Source organism: Psychrobacter sp. CX90, assembly GCF_057396305.2.
The window spans coordinates 352,271-374,655 of record NZ_CM182008.1 but is presented as its reverse complement, the minus strand read 5'-3'; the positions used below and the strand labels follow the sequence as shown (position 1 = coordinate 374,655).

The 22,385-nt window shown below is 39.4% G+C and carries 16 protein-coding genes; 9 read left to right on the top strand and 7 right to left on the bottom strand.

From position 1 onward, the window contains the following. Positions 1-424 precede the first annotated feature (424 nt). Positions 425-661 carry a hypothetical protein gene (locus tag AC2SLN_RS01470; RefSeq protein ID WP_486548855.1) on the top strand — a complete coding sequence of 79 codons (237 nt, stop codon included), beginning with the start codon at positions 425-427 and terminating at the stop codon, positions 659-661. Here the strand turns inward: AC2SLN_RS01470 and tgt are convergent. Next, on the bottom strand, positions 647-1,798 hold the full coding sequence (gene tgt / locus AC2SLN_RS01465) for a tRNA guanosine(34) transglycosylase Tgt (RefSeq protein WP_486548856.1): 1,152 nt from the start codon (positions 1,796-1,798) through the stop codon (positions 647-649). The genes AC2SLN_RS01470 and tgt overlap by 15 nt on opposite strands. 543 nt (positions 1,799-2,341) lie before the next feature. Here tgt and AC2SLN_RS01460 point away from each other — a divergent pair. The 5 genes from AC2SLN_RS01460 (at position 2,342) to infA (ending at position 9,084) form a co-directional block, all read left to right on the top strand. Further along, positions 2,342-4,045 (top strand): type IV pilus assembly protein FimV, encoded by a 1,704-nt coding sequence (locus AC2SLN_RS01460; protein ID WP_486548857.1) that lies wholly within the window; start codon positions 2,342-2,344, stop codon positions 4,043-4,045. 256 nt (positions 4,046-4,301) lie between these two features. After that, entirely contained in the window at positions 4,302-5,894 is a 1,593-nt protein-coding gene (locus AC2SLN_RS01455; protein ID WP_486548858.1) for a FimV/HubP family polar landmark protein, read from the top strand. A 685-nt stretch (positions 5,895-6,579) separates the two neighbouring features. Beyond that, on the top strand, positions 6,580-7,686 hold the full coding sequence (locus AC2SLN_RS01450) for an asparaginase (RefSeq protein WP_486548859.1): 1,107 nt from the start codon (positions 6,580-6,582) through the stop codon (positions 7,684-7,686). Between the two features lie 193 nt (positions 7,687-7,879). Next, positions 7,880-8,752 carry a tRNA pseudouridine(38-40) synthase TruA gene (truA, locus tag AC2SLN_RS01445; protein WP_486548860.1) on the top strand — a complete coding sequence of 291 codons (873 nt, stop codon included), beginning with the start codon at positions 7,880-7,882 and terminating at the stop codon, positions 8,750-8,752. A gap of 107 nt (positions 8,753-8,859) precedes the next feature. Further along, on the top strand, positions 8,860-9,084 hold the full coding sequence (infA, locus tag AC2SLN_RS01440) for a translation initiation factor IF-1 (protein ID WP_486531684.1): 225 nt from the start codon (positions 8,860-8,862) through the stop codon (positions 9,082-9,084). Between the two features lie 86 nt (positions 9,085-9,170). Here infA and AC2SLN_RS01435 read toward each other — a convergent pair whose 3' ends face one another. The 4 genes from AC2SLN_RS01435 to leuC form a co-directional block, all read right to left on the bottom strand. Then, complete coding sequence (locus AC2SLN_RS01435) at positions 9,171-10,397, bottom strand: L,D-transpeptidase family protein (protein ID WP_486548861.1); 1,227 nt, start codon at positions 10,395-10,397, stop codon at positions 9,171-9,173. A gap of 389 nt (positions 10,398-10,786) precedes the next feature. Continuing rightward, on the bottom strand, positions 10,787-11,890 hold the full coding sequence (leuB, locus tag AC2SLN_RS01430; protein WP_486548862.1) for a 3-isopropylmalate dehydrogenase: 1,104 nt from the start codon (positions 11,888-11,890) through the stop codon (positions 10,787-10,789). A gap of 100 nt (positions 11,891-11,990) precedes the next feature. Beyond that, on the bottom strand, positions 11,991-12,653 hold the full coding sequence (gene leuD / locus AC2SLN_RS01425; protein ID WP_486548863.1) for a 3-isopropylmalate dehydratase small subunit: 663 nt from the start codon (positions 12,651-12,653) through the stop codon (positions 11,991-11,993). Positions 12,654-12,721: 68 nt separating this feature from the next. Further along, positions 12,722-14,158 (bottom strand): 3-isopropylmalate dehydratase large subunit, encoded by a 1,437-nt coding sequence (gene leuC / locus AC2SLN_RS01420; protein ID WP_486548864.1) that lies wholly within the window; start codon positions 14,156-14,158, stop codon positions 12,722-12,724. Positions 14,159-14,758: 600 nt separating this feature from the next. Here leuC and AC2SLN_RS01415 point away from each other — a divergent pair. Next, positions 14,759-15,634 carry a LysR family transcriptional regulator gene (locus AC2SLN_RS01415; protein WP_486548865.1) on the top strand — a complete coding sequence of 292 codons (876 nt, stop codon included), beginning with the start codon at positions 14,759-14,761 and terminating at the stop codon, positions 15,632-15,634. 482 nt (positions 15,635-16,116) lie between these two features. Beyond that, complete coding sequence (putP, locus tag AC2SLN_RS01410) at positions 16,117-17,616, top strand: sodium/proline symporter PutP (protein ID WP_486548866.1); 1,500 nt, start codon at positions 16,117-16,119, stop codon at positions 17,614-17,616. Positions 17,617-17,919: 303 nt separating this feature from the next. On the opposite strand, the gene AC2SLN_RS01405 is transcribed toward putP, so the two are convergent. Next, positions 17,920-19,443, bottom strand: a complete 1,524-nt coding sequence (locus tag AC2SLN_RS01405; protein ID WP_486548941.1) for an outer membrane protein transport protein — start codon at positions 19,441-19,443, stop codon at positions 17,920-17,922. Between the two features lie 494 nt (positions 19,444-19,937). Continuing rightward, positions 19,938-20,156: a SlyX family protein gene (locus tag AC2SLN_RS01400; protein ID WP_486531519.1), complete on the bottom strand. Its 219-nt coding sequence runs from the start codon at positions 20,154-20,156 to the stop codon at positions 19,938-19,940. 177 nt (positions 20,157-20,333) lie between these two features. Here AC2SLN_RS01400 and AC2SLN_RS01395 point away from each other — a divergent pair, with 177 nt between their 5' ends. Beyond that, positions 20,334-22,280: an ATP-binding cassette domain-containing protein gene (locus AC2SLN_RS01395; RefSeq protein WP_486548867.1), complete on the top strand. Its 1,947-nt coding sequence runs from the start codon at positions 20,334-20,336 to the stop codon at positions 22,278-22,280. Positions 22,281-22,385 lie beyond the last annotated feature (105 nt).

Here is a 22,385-nt window from a genome sequence, read left to right as displayed (position 1 = left end):
TATACCTTTAATAATTTAAATTTAAAGTCTGTATTCACAACCTATTATTGGCTATTTTTGAATAGATAAGAATGCTTATCATTTAGTTATGTTATAACATAATATTTAAAATATCAAAGGAAAAATTAAAATAATAGAAAGCATATAACCTAGTCTATCGAGGAAAACGAGTGCAAATGTCACAAATAAAAGGTTTACAAAGATAGGCTGTTTTATAGAAAGGTATGATTTTATAGAGACCTAAAGTCATGATATTAAACAGTTCTTAGGGCGCTCGGCTTGAGTACGCTTTACATTTAAATATAGTCAAAGAAGTCTAAAATGGTTACAAGGCAACCGAGTGCAAGTAGCAATATGATACGCGAGTAGGCTAAACGAGGTTAACACTGTAACCGTTTAGTAGTTCGCTGACTATAGATTGAGGATGGTTGATTTGAGATGCGGTTTAGCCCCGATTGTAGCGGATATCCTTGGTTTACACTGTGGCGTGCGCTTGGTAAGTGGCGATATCGTGACAGCAGGAACGGCACTTGCCATTAGCGCACGCCACAGTGTAAACCAAGATAATAGCGAAAGCGGGATTGGCTCCGACAAGTCAACCACTGCTCTAGACTTATTCGAAAACAGTCAGGCTAACTGTAAACGATTACTCAAGCTCTAAAGCCGGAACCTCTTGACCGCGTTTGTGATAAAAATCAGCCACAAATTCATCAAAGGTATCGTTATCTATAGCGTCACGAATGCCTTCCATTAAGCGCTGGTAGTAGCGTAGGTTATGAATAGTAGCAAGTTGGGCACCAAGCATTTCTTTGCATTTGTTGAGGTGATATAGGTAAGCTCGGCTAAAGTTCTGGCAGGTATAACAGTCACATTCTGGATCTAGTGGCGTATCGTCTTCACGGTATTGGCTGTTGCGAATACGCACCACACCTTGGTTTTCAGGGTTGCCAGTGACGAAGTAATGACCGTTGCGCGCGTTACGGGTCGGCATGACGCAGTCAAACATATCTATGCCACGGCGCACGGCTTCTAGGATGTCTTCTGGCTTGCCCACACCCATTAAATAACGAGGTTTGTCCGCTGGCATAAGCTCTGGCATATAGTTGAGCACGCCTATCATTTCGTCTTTGGGTTCACCTACTGATAAGCCACCAATGGCATAGCCGTCAAAGCCTATTTTGAGTAAGCCATCCATTGATTGACGACGCAGGTCTTCATACATACTGCCTTGTACAATGCCAAATAAAGCGTTGCTGTTACCCAGTTTGTTATGCTCTTCTACGCATCGTTTGCCCCAGCGTAAAGATAACTCCAGTGATTTTTGTGCTTCCCCAAAGCTGGCAGGATAGGGGGTGCATTCGTCAAACTGCATGACGATGTCGGAGTTTAAAGAGTATTGAATTTGCATCGATTTTTCAGGCGATAAGAAGACCTTTGCCCCGTCAATAGGTGATTTAAACGCGACGCCTTCTTCGCTAATTTTACGCATTGCGCCTAGGCTAAAGACCTGAAAGCCACCAGAATCAGTGAGAATTGGCTTATTCCAGTTCATAAATTGATGCAAACCGCCAAATTTGTCGATAACCTCAGTGCCTGGACGCAGCCATAAATGAAAGGTGTTACCCAAAATAATATCAGCGCCAATGGCTTCAATGTCGCGTGGTAACATACCCTTTACTGTACCGTAGGTGCCTACTGGCATAAAGGCTGGGGTTCTTATGTCACCGTGAGCAAGTTTTACGGTGCCTCGGCGCGCACGAGATTCGCCCGTTGCGGTCTTATGTAGGGTAAATTGCATAGCATTAACTCAGATTGAAGAGGTTAGAAGATTAAGCCACAGGGGTTAAATTTTAATATAATGGCGTCTTACTGTAATATATAGATATGGATTATATCATCGACGCTGGCTTAGGTGGCATCTCAACACATGAATCTGTCCTTTTAATACAAAAGACATTTTTGATGGTCAGAATTTATTTATAATAAGTAAGTGTAAAGCAACGATATCTACAGTAAATAAAGCTAGAATGATCTAAAGCTGAACTAACTATATTAGGATTTAACCCTAGAATTGAGCCAACTTAGAGTGCCCTAAACTTGCAATTAAGTGGGTCAATTCTCTACAACTATCTGCAACCAAATATTAGTCGGTTAATATCGTCTTTTATCCTTAAAATTATAATATAGCTTCGATTTACATTTTTAATAGTAAACAAATGCCTATTTTGTTATAACTATACGGTGGATACTAACGATTCACTATTTTCATTTTTAAATCCTAATGGATTTAACTATTTGGATGAGCACTTTAGTTTTAAAGTGTCAAGATAAGAGGCACTTAATGGTTCGTAAAACAACACTACAGACTCGTCTTGCAACACTCTCCGTATCTATTTCAGTGTTGCTAATGGCTCAGTCTACATTTGCTGCCACTATTGGTCATACCAATATTTATTCCAAGCAATATGAGCCTCTTTCAGCAAGTATTGAGGTCAGTGACATCACGCTTGATAAATTTTCTGTCTCTATTGCTGATAAGTCTCTATATCAGCAGCTACAAATGGAGTACGACCTACCTATTCGTGCTCATTTTGAAGCCAGCTCAAAACATGCTGGGAGACTGGTGTTGACTACCTCCACGCCTATATCTAAGCCCTTTGCAGATGTTGTTCTGGTTTTAAATGATAATGGAAGACTACAACTCGTTCCAAAAACTCTTTTGCCGCGCCTAACGAATAAGACGAGTTTATCTAAACCTCAACCTTTACTGATTGCATCCTTACCCAAGTTGCAATCGCCGCTTCTATTGCAATCGCCACTTCTAAAGTCATCTACATTTTCGCAAGAACTAGCTAAGTCTTTCAAGCCTTCTTCGGCAAAACAACTGAAGGTTAACAGTGGTAAGAAAAAAAATGTACCGTCCCAATTTGCCAATCTTCAAGTCAAAAAGCTTGAAGTCAAAAAAATGGCACCACCTTCTTTGCTTCCAGTTGACAATAAAAAACATGTGCAACCCATGCTTGTTGCAAAGACGAAACCCTTAATAAAGCCACCAAAAGTAAAGTCCCTTAAAGTCGATGCTTTAGAATCTGTGTCACTACTTGAAAGTCTTGAAAGTCGAAAACATCAAGCGATATCACTAGACGAACATAATAAAACGAAATTTTTCAAGCACTTACAACCAGACTCTGTACCAACAAAATTGCAGGTATTAAAAACCGTACCTAACCCTTTATTTAAATCAGGTAACGTTAGCTTAGGTAAATTTAGTTCGGACGGCTTAGTCGGCACAGTTATTACAGCGAATGCTAAAAATCTAAAAGCATCGCCGGCTGACATAAACAGTTTAAATACGCTAACACACCTACCCATTCAGCCATTGGATAAACGTTTAGATTTTGCTACAGAAAAAACGCCTAGCAACCTTTTTGTGAGCTTAGACACTGATAGTGGACTTTTCTCAAGTATTGATGATCTGCATCATAAAGTGAATGGTGAGCCAAGTAATAAGGTTGTTATTAAAGCAAACGCAGTTCAATATGAATCAATCAAAGAGGAGTCGCGTAATAAAGCAACAGTTAATAAAAATAGACGAGTATCAAATAGTGTAAGTTTGAACCAGCACCCTACGCCTTCTATGAGTAGCTATAGCCAAAATGAGAATATGGTCACTATTTTTGCTCCTAAAGCAGTTGAGGTTATGTCTGCACTAAAACCGTCCAGTGAAGAAATATCTTCAAAAACTTTAAATGTGCAAGTCACTCGCCGAATTAAGCCAATAAGTGGCACGGTATTTGCAGAAAATACTTATGATTTAAAAGACCGTAATATTTTAAATCATAGTCATAGTGTAAGAGGCGATGATGGTTTAAATAAAAAAACGGATGCTGGTAACGCTAAATCTCTATCAACGCAAATAAATACTGATGACTATATCAAAGAGGTGCTATCCGGTAATGCTATTATTGCAACTGACAATAGAGGTAATAACGAAACTAGTGCTATCGATACAGGTATTAAACACAGCACTGGAGGTGTTTTATGACCCGCCTGCAAGGTGTCTATAAATAACACAAGGCTACTAAACGTTAAAGAATCTGTAGATAAGGGTTAAGTCCACATGATAATTAAAAACAAACAATTAGACTTATAAACAGCTAGTAAAAGGCTCATAGCGTCTATAAATATAAACATTTCTATATTTCAAGTTTTCACAACCTAGTTCTACACTATTTATAATAAAAATTCGTCGAAAAGAATATAACCAGTTGCTTTTTCTATTTCTCGACGAGGGAGCTCTTATGAATTCAAATTACGTGTTGATAGCCTTGCTTATTTTTTTGGTATTTTTATTAATTCGTGTGCGCCAGAATAATAAAGCGACACCAAAACCAATGCCACGACGTACTAGACCAACTAAACCAGCGTCAAACCCTGTACATGTAAAGAGGCAGCACGAGACGCTAAAACCGCAGATCAAACAACAAGCTGATCACTTAGTTATCGCTCAAGATTTCATAAATCAGCAACGCTACGATAATGCTATTAAAGAATTAAAAGCTGGACTTTTAAAGCAACCTGACAACAGCGCCTTAATGCTCAAGCTATTAAATGTATATGCTGTCACTAATAATATTGATCAATTCAACAAACTATATGATCAGGTTCTGTTAAAAGCGGATGCAGTGACGCTACAACAAGCCCAAAATCTAAAGGTTATGCTTGATGAAGAGGCTAACCTGCAAGCAAATCTCAAAGACTCTGAAGCTATACCGCATTTTGCCAATGAACAAGTAAAGCCTGAATCGTCTTTAGACTTTACCGCAGATTCAGAGTTAAACAACTTTGAAGTGTTGGCTTCTATAGACCATGCGGATGCCGAAGAATCCAGCTTATCATTTGATGATCTTGAGTCGCAATTTCTAACTGACGACAATATTACTAATCCTTCTGTAAGCGCTGTAAAGGATTCAAACACTCTCTTAAGTAGCAGCTCTATACAAAAGCTAGATAACAGCAATGCTGATAATCTTGTTACCCCTGACGCAAAATCTGACACAAATTTGAGTCATAATTTTGAACTTGAGATTGAAGACTTATCTAAGCTTCACCTTAGCGAGCCTGAAACGCCCAGCTCTGATAAATTAGTAACTGATAAATTAGTAGCTGACAAATTAACCTCTGAACTGTCAATTCTCGACACGTTAGAACCTCATTCTTCAAACGCTGATGAGTTTGCATTCTCATTGGAGAATGATGCTTCAGATACTGAATTATCAACGCCTATTGATACTGCTCAGGCAAATCATAATGCAGTCAACCTTATCAAAGATGCACATAGTCTGAGTCTTGGCAATGATAATAAAGATGACTCACTAAATTTTGATGAGGAAACTCATAACCCCTCTTATAGATTGAATAATGATAGATTTAATAGTGATGGGTTAGATAGTGAGACAAATGTCACAAATTTTGAAAGCTCAAAATCTGCGCCACGCTCTCAGCTTAATGACAACCACCGATTAGACTTTCAATATGAGGGTCAGGAGGCTGATTCAATATCTAAGCTTGCACAAAAGCCAGACAAAGATATGGGTCTAGAGGTGCATGCACAAGAGTCAAGCCAGCCTACTGATTTAACGCTAGAAAATAATGATAGTGCAGTTGCAGATAAAGCATCCTTTGTAAAAGAGATTGATGATGCTGATTTCTTAAAGGTTTTCGATTTTGTACAGGACTTAGACAACTCCCAAATTACGCTAGATTTAGCGCAGCAATATCTTGAACTTGGTGAATACGATAGTGCAAAACGTTTAATCAACGAGATTTTGCAAAGTGACGCCAGTATCACCCAAAAAACACTTGCTGAAGATATTTTGACTCGCATGAACTAATCTATTGTATTCTGTATGTGTGCGTAGAGCTAATTCAATAACTGGCATAACGGATACTTTATAGATTACATTGAATACATTACTAGCTAAAATAATGCCGTTAACCCTCAGCAAGTCTGGCGAATTCCATCATCTTTTTTAATCAAAAAACAGTACAATGGTACTAACACTGAGTACACTATAGATAACTACAAACTATATAACTACAAATCAAAGACGTTAGCTTAAAAAAGGTATAGAGTTGCTGCTTTATACCTTTTATTTTTAGGAACGTCGATATTAAATTTAAAATATCTCTTTTTCTAACAATATCTAAAATACTACACTATTCGCATGATTAAAGTCTCTAGAATAATGAGCGCGAGGCTAGCGAGCAGAGACGCTCGATGTAAACTTATGACAAAGAGCGAGACTACAGTCTATATAGTCTTGTGTCTAGTCAGAGTACCGACCTAGTTAGTGCTCTAACATTAGTCAGATTATATTTATTAAAGCGGGTATACAACGTCAAGTTAATACGGTAATTGTTTAGCATTTCTTTATTGCTAATTTTGGTATTCGCGATGAAATAGAAGCGCTATACTATTGTTAAAAAGCAGCTACTAAAAATCCAGCCCATATGTTTAGAACACAGCTACATACAGCCACATCATATCGTCAAATATTGAAAATATAGAACTCAAATATGACCAATGCACATCAAGTAAGTACACCAATATCCTTGTCACATCAAGACTTAATTTCGGTTCAGCTGATATATGCAGGCGGCACTTTTGGCAGTCATGGTAAACCATTATCTACCTTACCTGCGCCAACATTTACCCCCCTGCTTTTAAAACTCATGCGGCAACGCATTTCGCAACAAGTCGATATCTTAGACAACACGGCTGTCAAAGACAGTAGCCATTTCACGCCTGAAGATTTTGTACATTTTTTTAAGTTAATTTTATCAAAATACAGTCAACGCTATAAACAGTTTATAATTATTACTGGTACTGATACCTTGAGTTATTTAGGGGCTTTTTTAGCTGAAGCTTTTTCAGGCTCAGATATTTGCATTGTATTGACTGGTAGTATGAAACCGCTTTTTAATGCTGATGACATTCATGACTACACCATTGACGAACATAGTGATGCTTGGGTAAATTTAAAGGATGCATTAGGTATTGCCGCTTATGGCGAGTCAGGTGTTCACATTGCTTTTGCTGGCGAAGTTTGGCCTGCACAAACCGTTCAAAAGATTCATAGTCATGATTTGATGGCATTTACGGGACATAACCGAGCCGGCTACCCCGCTAATAGCTACCTAAAATCACTGCCCGATACTCGACGACAGCACTGGATAAATGATAAAAAAACCAAACTACCTGATATAGTATTGACGGCTAAAACAGCCATTATCCCTACTATTTATTGTGTGCCTAACAATCCAGACTGGTTTGTTACCCAACTTGAGACACTAGCTAAATTACCAGCGACCGGCATTATATTAATCGGCTTTGGCGCTGGAAATCTACCTTATAATGACCGTATAGCCAAGACAATGGATACCTTATACAAAAATGGGCATATACTGGTTACGACCACTCAATGCCCTTATGGCGGTGTCAGCGATGCTTATGCGGCTGGCAGCTGGCAATATGAACATCATGTATTCTCAGCGGGTCGTTTAACCATTCCCGCTATCTATGCTCGTTTACTTTGGTTGCACTTAGCGTATGATACTCCTACCCGGCGGCGCCAACGCTGGACTTATAGCATTAGTAAAACGAATATAGGGTTATCTAAATGAATACTTTCTAGGGTCTGCATCTAAACTATTTATCTAAAATACTTATCTATAGTCTATAGTTGGAAGCAGATAATTGAGGTAGAAGGCGCCCCACCTCATTGAGTACATCTAGCTAGGTCTACATTGTCACTCTTTACCTTGCCTTTGACTATACTGTTACCCCCTTAAACTTTGCGACCTAAGAATACTATTTATGACAACCGACCCACACAACGGCCAATCTACCCATCTGACAGCCACTCATGCTAATGACTCTGAGAAAAAATCGACGACCTATGCGATCGGACTTGAGTTTGTCGGATCTAACTATAGAGGTTGGCAACGGCAGAAAGAAGTATTGGGCGTCCAAGCGGTGGTTGAACAGGCCTTTAGTAAGATTGCCAATGAAAACATTGAAGTGGTGGCTGCAGGTCGTACTGATGCTGGCGTACACGCGGGTAACATGCTCGCGCACTTTAAAACTACCGCTTCTAGAACTGTCTATAACTGGCTGCGTGGGGTAAATAGTTTATTACCATTTGATATTTCGCTACGATGGATAAAGCCTATGCCTGATGAGTTTCATGCTCGTTTCGGCGCAATTGCTCGTCGTTACCGCTACATTACCTTAAATCAGCCGCAACGCCCTGCCATGCTATACCATCACGTTACTCACATTCATGAACCTCTTAATTTGCTAAAAATGCAAGAAGCCGCTCAGTATATTGTCGGTCAACACGATTTTACAAGCTTTAGAGCCGCTGCCTGCCAATCCAACCAGCCTATTCGCAATATTCATCATGCTACTTTATTTGAGCATGGGCAGTTTATTGTCTTTGACATACAAGCAGATGGCTTTTTACATCATATGGTTCGCAACTTAATGGGCACTTTGTTCGCTATTGGAAAGGGCGAATTAAAGCCTGATGACTATCTTCGTATTTTAAATGCTCACGACCGTACTATTGCCCCGCCCACTGCTTCACCTGATGGTTTGTATTTTATTAATGCCTACTACCCAGATCGCTTTCAAAGTCTACTTCCTAAGATGCCACTAACTCCGCAATGGCTAAACTTGCCAATTTAAACTAACCAATTAGCCCAGGTTTAGAACATAAGCAATTTGCTTAATAAAGGCGCATGGCGTATAATTTAGACCTACAAATTTCTTACTATGGGTACACCCACACAGTTATGGCAAAACAAGACGATATTATTGAATTTGAAGGCGAAGTCATTGACACCCTTCCTAACACGCTTTTTAAAGTTCGCCTAGAGAATGGGCATGAAATTACGGCTCACATCTCTGGTAAGATGCGCAAGCACTACATTCGTATTTTGACAGGTGATAAAGTTAAAGTCGAAATGACTCCTTACGACTTGACTAAAGGTCGCATTACTTATCGTGGTAAAACCTAATCTAATTCATATCACTTGTCTAGACCATTAAAAAACCGCTAAATTAATTAGCGGTTTTTTGGTCTGGCGGTTATATTATTTACATTCTATTTAAATTCTACGGTCGCATTATCATCGATAACATCAAATAACGCCAAAGCATCCCAATTAGTTAACCGCACACAGCCCGATGACGCTTGACGACTAATACGCTCAGGATCTGGCGAACCATGAATGCCGTATGATGGCTTTGTCAGCCCTATCCACACCAAGCCAACTGGGTTATTTGCACCAGGCGGAAGGATAGTTTGACTGCCATCATCTGCCGTATAAGTATAATTAGGCTCATGGACTTTCACTTTCACTTTATGAGTACCGCTAGGCGATGGTGTCGCAGTACTGCCAACTGTTGTGGGATAACTGGCAACCATATTATCCGATTTATCATAGGCAAATAACGTTTCACTATTTTTATCCGCTACCACACGGTTGATTGGTGTGGTGTTTGGATTACCTGGATTATAGACGGTAATGGTCTCGCCCGACTTAAACTTAATACTTGGATTGAGCTGTCTTAAGTAGTCTAAATCTATATGAAATTTCTCGGCTATTGCTTCTGGTACACTCTCATAATACATGCCTTCAAGTTTTCCCTTTGCTTCAGCACTTGTAGGAATCTTAGTCGTTTTTATATTCACATCTGCGTCTTTGAGCGTGTAGTTCACTAAAACTGGCTGATTAACCAAATTACTATTTTCATTTAACGCATCCCAAGTTTCTTGATTCAAAGTATCGGTAACGTTTAAACCTTTAGCCTTTTGAAATGCTTGCATGGCTTTGCGTGTATTTTTACCCCACTTTCCATCCACTGCCCCAACACCGTGATTGTTCCAGTTTAATAAGGCCTGTAGTTTAGTCCCAATCGTTTGATTTATCTCACTTCCAGCCTGCCACTCACTGCTGTTTACTTTCTGCGAAATTTCAGACAAATTGCTTGTAGAGTACTCCAGTGTAGGTAATACATTATTTGATGTTGCATTGATGGTACCTGTGCTGCCCTGATCCTTTGTTTCCGGTTTATCAGATGCTTGATTCCCAGCAGTTTGCTTATTTACTGGCTGAGTGGCATCAACTTGTTGGGCTGAGTCTTGCACGTTAGCATCGACACTTTCTTGTGCATTTTCTTGTGCACTTACATTACCACTTGTATCTGAACAAGCCATGCCTGTCATTAATATCACTACCACAATACCTGTCAGTTTAGTATGGCGTAACTTAGATTTTAGATTACTATTTGTTTTAATAAAGTCTGTTACAGGCGACTGAGTGAACATCTCTTCTCCTAATCAGTTGGAATGTTATAGACTGGGGCACTATTATCGAGCTAGTCTAAACTAAAATAATTAAAAGGCAACCGAGGTTAGGTAGATCATCTATGTATTTTGAGGCGGGTACAGCAAACGAGGATAACCTTGTAATCGTATAGCCTTACTTTGATTCACGAATATTCTTCACTATATCGTTTAATTCCTATTGGGTTAGCACAATAGAAGTTACAATAATAAAGTCAGGTGCAATAGATAAACTCATAAACTGGGCAAATATAACAGGACTATTAAAAAAGCCCAAACCCAAAGAGTCGAGCTTTTCATTCCAGCTTCTAATTCCACTTATAGTAAAGTTATCATTGCGAGATTATACTCAAAAAACCAAATACGAATATTTAACTCAATTTGGCAAGAACCGCTTCACCCATTGCTTTACAGCCAACGACTTTAAGACCTGTGGCATCTTTATCCATAATATCACCCGTGCGTAAACCATCATCTAGAACATCACTAACGGCTTGTTCAATTGCGGTAGCAGACGTTTCATGTTTAAAGGTATAACGCAGCATCATTGCCACTGACAAGATAGTCGCTAAAGGATTGGCTTTGTCTTGACCTGCAATATCAGGCGCACTACCATGACACGGCTCATACATACCTTTGCCATTTTCATCCAAACTGGCAGAAGGCAACATTCCAATAGAACCCGTTAGCATAGCAGCTTCGTCAGATAAGATATCACCAAACATATTACCGGTTACCATCACATCAAACTGTTTTGGGTTTTTAATAAGCTGCATGCAAGCATTATCAGCATACATATGGCTTAAAGCGACATCTGAATACTGAGACTCTTGCAGTTTAGTCATGGTCTGCTTCCAAAGCTCTGTCACTTCTAATACATTGGCTTTATCCACTGAGCATACTTTTGCAGGTTTTCCATGTACTTTGGCGCGAACTTGTGCCAAATCAAACGCTACTTTACCGATGCGCTCAATTTCAGAGGTTTTATAGACCATGGTGTTATAACCTTGCTGCTCACCATTGTCTAGGGTACGAATGCCACGTGGCTCCCCAAAATAAATACCCCCTGTCAATTCACGTACTATCAACAAATCAAGACCTGAAATAATGTCAGGCTTAATACTAGAGGCGTTCACTAACTGCGGGAAGAGCTTTGCCACGCGCAAATTTGCGAATAGACCTAACTCAGCACGAATTTTCAAAAGACCACGTTCAGGACGAATACTACGCTCAATCCCATCCCATTTTGGACCCCCTACTGCACCTAATAGAACTGCATCGGCAGCTCGTGCTTTTTCTAAAGTATCATCAGGTAACGGAACACCAGCTCTATCGATAGCTGCCCCTCCCAAATCTCCTTCTTCTAAAGTCATTCCTAAATCAAATTTATCATTCACAGCTTTTAACACATTAACAGCCTGTGTCATAATCTCTGGGCCAATTCCATCACCCGCTAGCGTTAGTACAGTGGCCATATTATTACCCTAATTCGACTTAATTTATGTCATAAACTTCTAATATAAACTTAATTGCTATAACCTTAATAGCTATATGTTAATTTTAATATCTTGCTACCTAAGCCTTTACTTCTTTAAATACCCAAGGCGTTTTTTGTTGCATTTTTTCTTCATAAGCTTTGATCGCATCGCTCTGTTGAAGTGTCAAACCTATATCATCTAACCCGTTTAATAGGCAATGTTTGCGGAATTCATCAACCTCAAAAGGATACTCTATACCCTCTGGCGTAATGACCACTTGGCGTTCAAGGTCAGCAGTTAGCTCATAGCCTTCATTAGCAAAACAGGCTTCGAATAAGCTGTCCACTTGCGCCTCTGGCAATACGATTGGTAACATGCCATTTTTGAAACAGTTATTGTAAAAAATATCAGCAAAACTTGGCGCAATGACAGTACGAAACCCATACTCTGATAGAGCCCAAGGTGCATGCTCACGGCTGGAGCCACAGCCGAAGTTCTTGCGAGTCAATAGGATTGTCGCCCCTTGATATCGTGGCTGGTTTAATACAAAATCAGGATTAATAGGACGTTTACTTTGATCTTGAGCCCCATTCATAGAAGGTACGCCTTCATCCAAATAGCGCCAATCGTCAAATAAATTAACACCAAAACCTGTACGTTTAATTGATTTTAAAAACTGCTTTGGAATAATTTGATCCGTATCCACATTGGAGCGATCAAGTGGGCAAACGATGCCCTTTTGAGTATTATAGGCTTGCATAATTTTTCCTTAAATTGGACGAGAAAGGGGTTAACGGTTATAGCTATCAATGCGTTTAAAACCTCTAATCAAAAGCTACGCACATCTACAAAGTGACCTGCCAGCGCTGCTGCAGCCGCCATCGCAGGGCTGACTAAATGCGTGCGTCCGCCATTACCTTGACGTCCTTCAAAGTTACGGTTTGAGGTTGAGGCACAGTGCTCTTGTGGCTCAAGTTTGTCTGCATTCATTGCCAAACACATTGAACACCCCGGCTCACGCCACTCAAAACCTGCTTCAATAAAGAGCTTATCTAAGCCTTCAGCCTCAGCCTGTTGTTTTACCTGACCAGAACCTGCTACTACTATCGCCTCTTTCACATTTTCAGCGACTTTACGTCCTTTAATAACCGAAGCTGCTGAGCGTAAATCCTCAATACGAGAGTTGGTACATGACCCAATAAAAATACGATCAAGCTTGATATCTGTAATCGGTTGCCCCTCTTTTAAGCCCATATATTCATACGCACGCTCCCAAGCTTCTTGCTGCACGTCATCTTGGGCTTCAGCTAATGTCGGTACTTTGTCCGTCACATCGACTACCATTTCAGGAGAAGTACCCCATGATACTTGAGGTGCAATTTTGCTACCATCAATTTCAACAATCGCATCAAAATGAGCGCCTTCGTCAGAATGAAGCGTATTCCAATAGGCAACTGCTTGTTCCCATTGTTCAGCGGTTGGCGCAAATGGGCGGCCTTTAACGTATTCAATAGTCGTATCATCTACCGCAACCATTCCCACACGTGCGCCCGCTTCAATCGCCATATTACACACGGTCATACGACCTTCCATGCTCATGTTCTCAAATACATCTCCGGCGAATTCTATTGCATATCCCGTACCACCTGCAGTGCCTATCTTAGCAATAACAGCAAGTACCACATCTTTAGCAGTAACACCTACACCCAGCTTACCATCGACACGAATGAGCATATTTTTTGATTTTTTCTGCACTAAACACTGGGTAGCAAGGACATGTTCAACTTCTGACGTGCCGATACCATGCGCTAAACAGCCCAATGCCCCGTGAGTTGCGGTATGTGAATCGCCACATACTACTGTCATACCTGGCAATACTAAACCTTGTTCTGGCCCTACAACGTGCACGATACCTTGACGCACATCATTAATCGTAAACTCAGCAATATTAAATTTGGCACAGTTATCATCTAAGGTCTTTACCTGCAAGCGTGAGACTTGATCTTTAATACCACTCACACCTTCTAGTCGCTCTTTGCGAACTGTCGGCACATTATGATCAGGCGTTGCAATATTAGCTGACAAACGCCATGGATCACGATTTGCTAATGCTAAACCTTCAAATGCTTGAGGGCTAGTCACTTCATGTAGCAGATGACGGTCAATATAAATTAAGCTTGAACCATCATCACGTTTACTAACGAGATGCGCATCCCAAAGTTTGTCATAAAGAGTTTTTGGCGTAGTCGAAGTTGTTGCTGACATGAAAACTATCCTTGCTGGCTTTTATGATTTAAAAAACTACAGACTATAAACGTAATTGAGTATCTGATTAAATGGAACGTTAAGTTGAAAAGTCAGATTGAAAAAGACTGTCTTTAAAGCAACCTTATTAACTCACATAACACGGCAAAGAAATGCACAAAGCTATATGGTATTTTTTATTAATAGACTGTTTATCAAAAGATATTGTTACTTTACTTACCTATCACTTGTAACTTACCTATCACTTGTAATTTGTTCAATAGGGTTTAAAGCTTTATTAAAAAAGTTAGCTTGAAGGGTAACAAGAAACGAGTTAGTTAGAATATTAAAAAACTAAGTTTTAAATAGAATTATGAATAGCCAAGATTTAGTGCTCAATTAAGAATATATTGAGGCTATTAAATAATTCTTTTTAAAGACCACAAAAGTCATTATTTTGTTTCATAATAGTCATTAATGTGACATTCAAAATTCTTTATAACCCTGATATTACATTCTATTGAGATTATAACAGCTAAGTTATATAATAATAATTGATGATTTTTATCTATAGCTAAACTTTATTTTATCAAACTCCAACTCACAAATTCTGGGTTAATCATGAATACTACAAATTTAACAACGTTTATAACCGTCATGCAAACTGGTAGCATTTCCGGTGCGGCGGAAAAACTATTTATTACCCAACCTGCCGTTAGCAAACGTATCAAGAACTTAGAAGACGAGTTTAAAGTGACACTGTTTGATACGCTTGGTCGTGGTATTGTACCAACGGCAGCCGCTAACGAGCTATTACCTCATGCCAAACGCTGGCTCGATGACTATGATAATTTCAAGATAAATATTCAAAACTCACAACAAACCATCTCAGGGAAACTGGTCATTGGCACTAGCCATCATATTGGCTTACACCATCTACCCCCAGTGTTAAAGCAATTTATTCAGGCTTATCCTTCTGTTCAATTGGAAGTTCACTTTGTTGACTCTGAAACGGCACACAAAGCGGTTTTAGATGGCGAATTATCACTTGCCTTTTTAACGCTTCCTCCAGTATATGACAAGCGTTTGACCTATCATACCTTGTGGTCTGACCCCTTATATTTTGTAACAGGTACATTATCCCCTTTAGCGCACAAAACCGAGGTAACCCTTGAACAGCTAGCCCACTACCCCGCTATACTCCCTGCTGCCAATACGTTTACTAGTCAGATTACATTGGCTGAGTTTGCCAAACAAAATTTAAAACCTTACGCCACCATGACAACCAATCCATTAGAATCCATTAGAATGTTAGTATCGGTTGGTTTGGGTTGGTCCGTATTGCCACAAACTTTAATTAATCAAGAAATATCATGTATCGATATGGCAGACGACAGTCTAGAATTGCAGCGCTATTTAGGAGTAGTTATTAATCCAAGCCTAACTCGCTCTGCTAGTGTAGATGCCTTGATGCAACTGTTATCTCCTATTGATTAACTCTATACTTTAAATGGTCATCGGTAAGGGAGTTAGATTTTAATCTTTAATGTACCTAACTTAAATATATATGGACTAAATGCATCTAGTTTAACGGCGTATAAATAATCGAGTATTATCCCAATGCTATATAGGAGAATGTCAGCCACATCCTTTTTTAGTAAAATCATTAAATAGTTTGAGTGCTTACTTATTTTAAATTGACTGATAAGTTATCTTCATATTTGTTAGTCATTCGTATTTTGTATTTTTTTGCTTTATAATACTGGGATATTTCCGAAAGTTACAGTATGTAGTTACCAAATGTGGTTGCTAATATTGAGCAGGTAAAAGGCGGTAAAATTTGCCATTTTTTTATAGGGTTGGTGCTATATCGTTTTAAACTTTCGTTTAAACTCATTTATTTTATACAAAAACCATTATGCCTATATAAACATAATGGTTTTTTTGTTCGCAAAATTCGCAATTTAAGGATATTCACTATGAATGGGATTTCAACAGGCGTGCTCATATCGCTCAGCTTATATTTTCTATTAATGATTGGTATTGGTATTTGGGCTTTTTTTAAACAAGATAAAGATACATCAGGCTACATGCTGGGTGGACGTAACCTAAGCCCAGGTGTTGCCGCCTTATCAGCCGGTGCATCAGATATGTCTGGCTGGCTGTTACTTGGTCTACCTGGCTATATGTATAGCTCGGGTGTGGTTAGTATCTGGATTGCACTCGGCTTAACCATCGGTGCATTTATGAACTACTTGATTGTTGCGCCAAGACTTCGTATTTACACTGAGGTGGCAGACAACGCCATTACCTTACCTGATTACTTTGCCAATCGCTTTGAGGATAAATCACATCTTCTTAGAGTTATCTCTGCAATTGTTATTATCTTATTCTTTACGGTATACACTGCTGCAAGCTTAGTCGGTGGCGGTAAACTGTTTGATAGTGCGCTTGGTATGAGTTATAGCACAGGTCTTTGGGTAACTGCAGGGGTTGTTGTCGCCTACACTTTATTCGGTGGGTTTTTAGCAGTATCAACCACTGACTTTGTGCAAGGTATTATCATGTTATTTGCTATGATAATCGTTCCTATTGTCGCCTTTACAGACCTTGGCGGTGTTGGTGCGACCACAAATGCCATTCGCAATATTGACCCCGAAATGCTAAATATATTTAGCGGTATGACATTTTTAGGTATTATTTCATTGATGGCATGGGGATTAGGCTACTTTGGTCAACCCCACATTATTGTTCGTTTTATGGCCATTCGATCGGTAAAAGATGTGCCTACTGCCCGTAATATTGGTATGGCGTGGATGATTGTGAGCCTTATTGGTGCCTTAATGACAGGGTTTGCTGGTCGGGCTTATGTACAGAAAACAGCCATGACACTTGATGATCCTGAGACCATTTTCTTAGTATTTACTGACTTCTTGTTCCATCCATTAGTGTCTGGATTTTTATTAGCCGCTATTCTTGCCGCTATTATGAGCACAATTTCTTCGCAGCTATTAGTGGTATCAAGCTCACTGACTCGTGATGTTTACAAGCTATTCTTTGACCGCGAAGCTTCAGAAACCCGTCAAGTATTTGTTGGGCGTATTTCAGTCGTTCTTGTCGCAGTGGTTGCTATTCTGTTAGCATCTGACCCAGATAGTTCCGTTCTAGGACTTGTATCTAACGCTTGGGCAGGCTTTGGTGCAGCATTTGGCCCACTGGTTATCATAAGTCTAATCTGGAACCGTATGAACCGCAATGGTGCATTAGCTGGTATGATTGTCGGGGCTTTAACGGTCATTGTTTGGGTATATGGTGGCTTTGAAACTGCCGATGGTACAGCATTAAACAGTTGGTTATATGCCATTATTCCTGGCTTTGTCTTAAGCTCAATTGCTATCGTAGTAGTCAGTTTGGCAACCGCTGAGCCGAGCAAAGAAATTAAAGCGAAGTTTAAAGAGATGGAACTCAACCTGAAATAATAGTTAAGTTCTGACTTTATTTGATAAATATTAGACCTTGCAATGCAAGGTCTTTTTTTTAGATATTAGGGGTATATTAGAGCCTCGAGAAGGGTAAAGACGTTGTTAAGAAGTTAATGGCAACGACTATAAATGTATGTTTTAGCTAAATATTCAATACCAACAAGCGTATTTCCAGTAAGACTCAACTTTACTTATATATATTGATCATCAGCAATAAAAAAGCAACCAACACTTTGATGTTGGTTGCTTAAAAGCCAGTTTATAGGATAACTATATCTATATAAGAATATAGCCAATAAGTTATTTATCTTGATATGATAGTTTTACACCAAGCACAAAGCCGTCGTTGTCTTCAAATTTACTAGCTACGCTACGATCAGGTAGAGCACCATCAGCATCACCAAACATTAGATATTTACCACCGGCAGAAATTGCCCAGTTTTCGTCAAGGTTGTATTTAGCACCTGCGCCAACACTGTAATACCCTTCGATAGGACCAAGTGATGTTGTTGGGTTACCTGCACCGCTATCCCAACCAACATTACCTGAAACCGCAAGTTTAGGTGAAAGTCGTTTAGCCAAGCCCAATTCGACTTGCCACTGATCATCACTGTAATCCACTAAGTTCAAGTTTGAAACATCATTGTATAAAGTAGGTGTAATAGCAAAATCACTCCACGGTACCCAGCGTACTTTAGCAGTAGCTAAAGTTGTCGGGGTAACCCCTGTTTGAAAGTCAAGATTAACTGACTGAGGTGTAGTTATTTCAAATTTACTACTAGCAGTTGGGTTTTTGCCTCTGACAACAGCACCTGGTAGAGTTTCGGCAAGATTCATATCATGATCAATCTCAGAGCGATAAGTTAAAGCTGCCTTCAAAGCAATTTCTGGCTTACTATAAGAAATACCAGCTAAAAAACCATAGTCTTGATTAGCTGGCAAATGAGCAGTATAACCACCCGCTGCTTTATAAGCAGGACCTCTTAATTTCACATCAGCGTGAATACGCTGTGCTACTGGGCCACCATATACTTGAAACTCTTTGTTAGAACCAAATTTCACACCGCCAATTAAAGACAGGCTGTTTGAACGTACTTCAACGTTTGTACCTTCAATATCAGCATTTTGATTTTGTTGAGCAAGTCCTTGTGCATATGCAGAACCAGCTCCAGCTGTTGCTAAACCCTCTTTGGTTTGTTCTAATAACTTTTTCGCAGTAGTAGCTGATTCTGCTGACAATAAACCTGCTCCTTCTAAACTGCTTATCTTAGCATCTAAGCCTGCTAGGTTGCCTTGACTGCTTTGAACAAAAGTTTGTAACTCTGTGGCATCTGGATTCACTTGAAGATCTGAAAACTTTTTAAGTGAACTATTTAATGTGTCTAATGCAGCTTGATATACACCTTGCTCAACAGGATTGTTCGTACTCGCTAATAAACTTTCTACTGCTCCGATACTATTAGTTACGTTTTTCACACCTGTATCAGCAACTGTTTTAATAACGCCTTCTGAGGTAACATTATTTGGACCCATGAAGTCGTTATTACCTAGGTAGTCTGCTGCTGCACCCCACGGCTCATCATATAGAACACCAACGCTAAAGGTATCGTTCACATCAGTTTTAACACCGTAGCGGAAGAAATCATATTCTTCAGCGATATCATCAATTTTATTACCGCTACTATCGACACCAGTGACATCAGCATCAATATAAGTGTAAGTCGCTTCAGCATAAGTACCCTCTTGTAAAAACGCCGTGACATCTTGGCCTGAACGATCAAGGCCAGCAGCATGAGTAATACTAGCAATGGATAATGCAGTCATTGCGGTAACCAGAGGTTTTATATAGAAAGTTGAACGCATTAGATTCTCCGAAATTCCATTTATGGGAATATAAATAAAGGGTGATATAATAAGTGAATCAAAATCTATCGATAAAGTTGCATAGTATTTATTACGCTTAACCTTAAATGATTTAGATTCGCCAATATTAATCGAGTGTCAACATAAACGCAACACCTTGAAATAACTTATTTTTTCCAGAAACGTAATATGGCAATTAGCACACATAAATGCTAAATACTTGTTAGACAGTGTTTTATTAAACATTAGGTTTTAAAGCGTTAATTTATATAGCACTGTTTGATAATAAACATTAACCCATAAAAAACTTATCATTTAAGATGACTGGTCATTTCAATATTCTTTAAAAGTTCTAGGTTCAATACTTTCTAAAACAATGTTAGTAGTCACAAACAGGTTAGTAGTCACTTTTGGTAATGAGGTGGTAACCCCTGCGAGTAGTAGCGTAGCTCCTGCTAAAAGTGAGGAGGTATCTCTGATGAGACATCAAAGGGCATTATTTCAGAATCGCTTTGCGCATTGATGTGCCTATATACCAATTGCAATTGACGCTGCATTTCTTGCAAACGCTTATCTTGCTTGGCAATTACTAAATCTAAACTGTCTACCGTCATCTCAAGATAAGCAATTTTAGATTGCAGATCAGCAATGTCATTGTCAAAATTATTTTTCATATGATGGTCTCTTTTTTATTAAGATGTATTCTTTATTAATTAATGGCAAAATTAAGTCTAAGCAACAGGTACTAACAATCTCATCTGATGGTTTGCCACCTCCATGATATACTGTGGCAAATTTTAGCATATCGCTTTTCATATATTGATCTATATAACAATGGTAATAAGAAATTTATGGCACTCATTCATTTAAAAGACATCCACTTAGCTTTTGGCGTTGCGCCAGTACTCGATGGTATTGACCTTAGTATTGAGTCAGGTGAGCGGGTTTGTTTAATAGGACGTAATGGCGAGGGTAAGTCTACCCTATTTAAGCTAATTGACGGTCGTATTTCGCCTGATAGTGGTGAAGTTATTATCAATAGCAGCGTTAAAATAGCGATGCTAGAGCAAGACGTTCCAGAAAGTAATGGGCGTATTTTAGATATTGTCATGGGTGGAGACAAAAAGACCGCGGAATTGCTTATCGCTTATGATAAAAAAGCAGATGAATGTGCAAACGGCGATATGACTGCCTGCGAAGCAATGGCAGATTTGCAACATGATATTGATGCGGTGCATGGTTGGGATTTACAGCGTGAAGCCCGTCAGCTTATTACCACAATGGGGCTAGATCCAGAGGACGATTTATCCTCGCTCTCTGGTGGACGTAAACGTCGTGTTCTACTGGCTAGAGCCTTAGTCACTAAACCAGACATTTTACTCCTTGATGAGCCAACCAACCATTTAGATGTTGATAGTATTGAATGGCTTGAGCAGTTTTTAAAAGATTGGCAAGGGTTAACCCTATTATTCGTAACCCATGACCGAGCATTTGTAGACAAGCTTTCCACCCGTATTATTGAGCTTGATAGAGGTAAGCTAACCAGCTATGACGTGACTCAAGGCGCCACAGGATACGCCCGCTATCAAGAGTTAAAAGAGCAACAGCTCCTAGCAGAAGAGAAAAACAATTCTAACTTCGATAAAAAACTCGCTCAAGAGGAAGTTTGGATACGCCAAGGTATTAAAGCCCGCCGTACCCGCAATGAGGGACGTGTGCGTGAGTTAAAACAACTGCGTGAAGAACGTAAGGCGCGCCGTGAAAAAGTGGGTAACGTTAATATCACTATGGAAAGTGGCGAGAAAAGTGGCAAACTGGTGTGTAAGGTTAAAAACTTGCATCTTGAGTACGATGGTGATGTTCTGGTACATGGCTTTAACACCACTGTTATTCGAGGTGATAAGATTGGTATTATTGGCGCAAATGGTGTCGGCAAAACCACCTTAATTAAAGCAATTTTAGACCAGTCTGATGATGAAATCATTAAAACAGGTAGTGTGACGCTTGGTACGAATTTACAAATCGCATTTTTTGATCAGTTACGTGATCAACTTGATCTAGAAGCCAGTGTGGCGCAAAACGTCTCTGAAGGCTCTGACTTTGTAGAAGTTGGGGGTCGCAAAACCCATATTATGAGTTATCTGCAAGACTTTCTATTTGCACCTGAGCGTGCTCGCACGCCTGTGAAAGCTCTCTCTGGTGGTGAGCGTAACCGCGTATTATTAGCTAAGCAGCTATTAAAACCAGCTAATATATTAATTCTGGATGAACCAACCAACGATCTGGATATGGCGACTTTAGAATTACTTGAAGAGTCAGTAGCCAGCTTTAATGGTACCATTTTACTTATTAGTCACGATCGTGCCTTTATGGACAATGTGGTTACTTCGACTTGGGTATTTGATAAAGATGACCAAGGCCGCGGCATTGTTAAAGAATATGTGGGTGGTTACCAAGATTATTTAATGCAAAGAAAACGTGAAGAAAGTCTGCATGCTAAGTCGGGTAAACCATCAAATAGCAATATTAATAGCGATAAAACAACAGCGGCACATAAGAAAACATCTGCCCCAGCAGCCAAACGGAAGCTGAGTTATAACGAACAGCGTGAACTTGATGCCCTACCGCAACAGATTGCTGACTTAGAAGCAGAGCAAGCTAAGTTGCAAGAAAAATTGGCTGATGGATCATGGTTTACTGAAGATTTAGCAGCCGCAACACTAGCCAGTGAACGACTGACTGAAATTGATAAAGAGATGATGCAAAAGCTTGAACGCTGGGATGCGCTAGACAATTAATACCCGATAGCTAGCAACGTAAAATTTAGCCTCTTTTCTACAGTGAAAAAAACAGCTATTTTACATATTTAAATTGTCTCCAATATTCATATCCTCAAAAACTCA